This window comes from Phenylobacterium sp. (assembly GCF_036495085.1).
GTDB lineage: Bacteria > Pseudomonadota > Alphaproteobacteria > Caulobacterales > Caulobacteraceae > Phenylobacterium.
This window is the reverse complement of record NZ_DASXNL010000077.1, coordinates 1-3,764: the sequence shown is the minus strand read 5'-3', so window position 1 is coordinate 3,764 and position 3,764 is coordinate 1. Positions and strand designations below refer to the sequence as shown.

1 protein-coding gene and 2 pseudogenes are annotated in these 3,764 nt (G+C 64.6%); all 3 read left to right on the top strand.

The annotated features are described in order from the left end of the window. Positions 1-388: 388 nt before the first annotated feature. Positions 389-1,048: pseudogene (locus VGI62_RS09350) on the top strand (nidogen-like domain-containing protein); the annotation flags it as partial. An 81-nt stretch (positions 1,049-1,129) separates the two neighbouring features. After that, positions 1,130-1,234: pseudogene (locus VGI62_RS22425) on the top strand (PEPxxWA-CTERM sorting domain-containing protein); the annotation flags it as partial. Between the two features lie 391 nt (positions 1,235-1,625). Further along, positions 1,626-3,764: glutamate synthase central domain-containing protein (locus VGI62_RS09345; protein WP_331504207.1), on the top strand; the 2,139-nt coding region annotated here is incomplete at its 3' end.

Here is a 3,764-nt window from a genome sequence, read left to right as displayed (position 1 = left end):
GATCGAGATGTGCCGTTCAGCCGCCTGTGTCGCCATCACTGACCTCCCCCAAGATCTTGTTGTCCGACCGAGGATGAGCGCTCTGCCGGGGCTGTCAACGGGCTGAGCATTCAGCCGTCCTGAGTTGTGTCGCAGCAGCCTTCGTGTGCAAGGCGCCGGCGGACCTCTTGGTTCTTAGAATCGCGCGTAGGCAGAATCGGATTGGAAGGTATTCCCGTTCGCGATATCTGTTCCCGCGAGCATCTAAACTTAACCCCGGGCGAGGGGCGACGGCGAACGGTGCGAAGCAAGTTCAGTGCCGCATGTCACATCCGGTTCGGGCCTGACAGGCCTAGTAGCTTTAGTTCCGTCATTTCCTCAGAGGAGATTGTGCGTGATTAAGCTGAAAATGTTCAAAACCACGGCTGCGGCTGCGGCGATGGTTGCGATGTTCGGCGCTGCGTCTGCCGCTAGCGCTACGGAGACAGTAATACCTCAATCGGCGCTTGTTTCGTCCAGCGGGTATTACACCAACAGTATTGGTCAAATCTCAGTCACGAATGGCGGCGGCAACGCCAATGGCGCCGGCGATCCGACCGGCCGAAACGACGACGGTTTCAACGGGCCCGTCGCGCTTGGATTCAATTACACCCTCTTCGGTACGACCTATAATTCGATCTTTATCAACAACAACGGGAACGTCAGCTTCGGAAATGGGATCTCGGCCTTTGTTCCAACTGGTCCCACCGGCGCCAGTCAACCGGTGATATCGCCTTGGTTCGATGACGTTGATACGCGCGGCGCCCTCAGTGGGGTGGTGCATTATTCATTGAGCACCCCTGGGGAGCTTATCGTAACCTGGGACAACGTCGGATATTTCAGCGCACATGACGATCTGCTGGACTCCTTCCAGCTCGTACTGCGCGCCGATAACTTCGCAGTCCCGACCGGGGAAGGGCAGATCGGCTTTTTCTACGGGAACATGGGCTGGGAACAAACGGACACTAGCCAGGTCGCCGCGATCGGTTTCGGCGATGGCAGCGGAAACGGCGAAGTGCTTGCCGGCTCGTCCACTCAGGCAAACCTCAACAGCGTCGTTGCGAACCATCACATCTGGTTTGATCAGAACCTGGCCGTTGTTCCCTCCTCCGGCGGCGTTCCGGAGCCTGCGACCTGGGCGATGATGATCGTCGGTACCGGCTTAGCCGGCAGCATGATCCGACGTCGCCGGCGGGGTGCTACAAGCCTAGCTTGAGGAATTCCGGACTTCGCAGCGCCACCGGCGCCAGCGATGGCTGGCGCCGGAACGCTGCAGGCGGCGACCTGATGTCGCGGCCGGCTTTGAGATTGCGTGCGGCGAACGGAGCGCCCTCGTCAGGGCTTCTATCGCCGGGACAATGCTCGATGGGCGGGCTCGCCCTCTTGTTTGCCTGCGCACGAGGGGTGGCCGCAGGCTGCAGGCGCAGGCCGACGGTCGCGGGGCCCCCGGGGGGCGCTGCCATTGCAGGCATTAGAAAAATCTTCCCGAGGATCAGGTTTCCGCCCATCGACAAGGGGTGATCTTGCCGGGTAAATGCCCGCGATCACGGCCAGCTTCTCAAAAAACGGGGGCTTGGCCGCGTTTCGGCGTGGCTTGAGAGGATACTATGGGGTTCCCCCAGAAGCAGGGACTGTACGATCCGACGAACGAGCATGACTCGTGCGGCGTGGGCTTTGTGGCCAATATCAAAGGCCGCAAATCGCACGAGGTGATCCAGTGCGGCCTGCAGATCCTCGTCAACCTCGATCACCGCGGGGCTGTCGGCGCCGACCCGCTGGTCGGCGACGGCGCAGGCTGCCTGATCCAGATTCCCGATGCGCTGCTGCGCGCCTGGGCGGAGCGTGAGGGCCTGACGCTCCCGCCGGCCGGTGAATATGCCGTGGCCATGTGCTTCCTTCCGCAGGACGAGGCGGCGCGCGCCATGGCCTGCGCCCAGCTCGAGCACTTCCTGACCGTCGAGAAGCAGCCCCTGATCGGCTGGCGCGACGTGCCGACCGACACCACTGGCCTTGGCGAAGCGGTGCTGGCGCAGATGCCGGTGATCCGCCAGGCGATCATCGGGCGCGGGCCCAATGTCCGCGACCAGGACGCCCACGAGCGCAAGCTGCTCGCGATCCGCAAGCAGACCCAGAACCCGCTGGCCGAACTGGCGCTGAAGCGCAACCTGCCGGGCCTGACCCAGCTCTATATCCCGTCGTTCTCCACGCGCACGGTGGTCTACAAGGGGCTACTGCTCGCCCCGCAAGTGGGCACCTTCTACAAGGACCTGGCCGACCCCTTGACGGAGTCGGCGCTCGCGCTGGTCCACCAGCGGTTCTCGACCAACACCTTCCCGTCGTGGCGCCTGGCGCACCCCTACCGGTTCATCGCCCACAACGGCGAGATCAACACGGTGCGGGGCAACGTCAATTGGATGAACGCGCGTCGGCGCTCGATGGAGAGCGATCTCCTGGGCCCCGACCTCAACAAGATGTGGCCGCTGATCCCGCACGGCCAGTCCGACACCGCCTGCCTTGATAACGCGCTCGAACTCCTGGTCGCCGGCGGCTATCCGCTGGCCCAGGCGGTCATGATGCTGATGCCCGAAGCCTGGGCCGGCAACCCGCTGATGGACGCCAAGCGCAGGGCTTTCTACGAATACCACGCGGCCCTGATGGAACCCTGGGACGGGCCGGCCGCCGTGGCCTTCACCGATGGGCGCCAGATCGGCGCGACGCTCGACCGCAATGGCCTGCGCCCCGCGCGCTTCATCATCACCGACCAGGACCATGTGATCATGGCCTCCGAGGTCGGCGTGCTCGACGTCCCCGAAGAGCGCATCGTGCGCAAGTGGCGCCTGCAGCCGGGCAAGATGCTGCTGATCGACATGGAGGAAGGCCGCATCATCGAGGACGAGGAGATCAAGCGGTCCCTCTCCGAAGCGGCGCCCTATGAGGAGTGGCTTTCCGAGACCCAGTTCAAGCTGGAAGAGCTCTCGCTCGCCGCTGAGCCGGAAGCCCCGCTGACCAACGATCCGGCGACCCTGCTCGATCGCCAGCAGGCGTTCGGCTACACCCAGGAAGACCTGCAGTTCTTCCTCGAGCCGATGGCCAAGGCCGGCGACGACCCGGTGGGTTCGATGGGGTCCGACACGCCGATCGCGGTGCTCTCGCGCCGGCCGAAGCTGCTCTACGAGTACTTCAAGCAGAACTTCGCCCAGGTCACCAATCCGCCCATCGACCCGATCCGCGAGGAGCTGGTGATGAGCCTGGTCTCGATGATCGGGCCCAGGCCGAACCTGCTGGGCCGTCAGGCCGGGACCCACAAGCGGCTCGAGGTCGCCCAGCCGATCCTCACCGACGAGGACCTGGCGAAGATCCGCGCGGTCAACGAGCTCCTGGATGGCGCCTTCCGCACTGCGACGCTGGACGCCACCTGGCCCGCCCAGGAAGGCGCCAACGGCCTTGAGCCGGCGCTGGAGCGCCTGTGCCGCGAAGCCACCGACGCGGTCCTGGCCGACATGAACATCCTGATCCTCTCGGATCGGGCGACGGGGCCGGACCGGGCGGCGATCCCTGCGGCGCTGGCCACGGCGGCCGTGCACCACCACCTGATCCGCCAGGGCCTGCGCATGCAGACGGGCCTCGTCATCGAGACCGGCGAAGCGCGCGAAGTGCACCATTTCTGCGTGCTGGCCGGCTATGGCGCAGAGGCCGTGAACCCCTACCTGGCGTTCCAGACCATCGAGCAGCTTCGCACCGAGAAC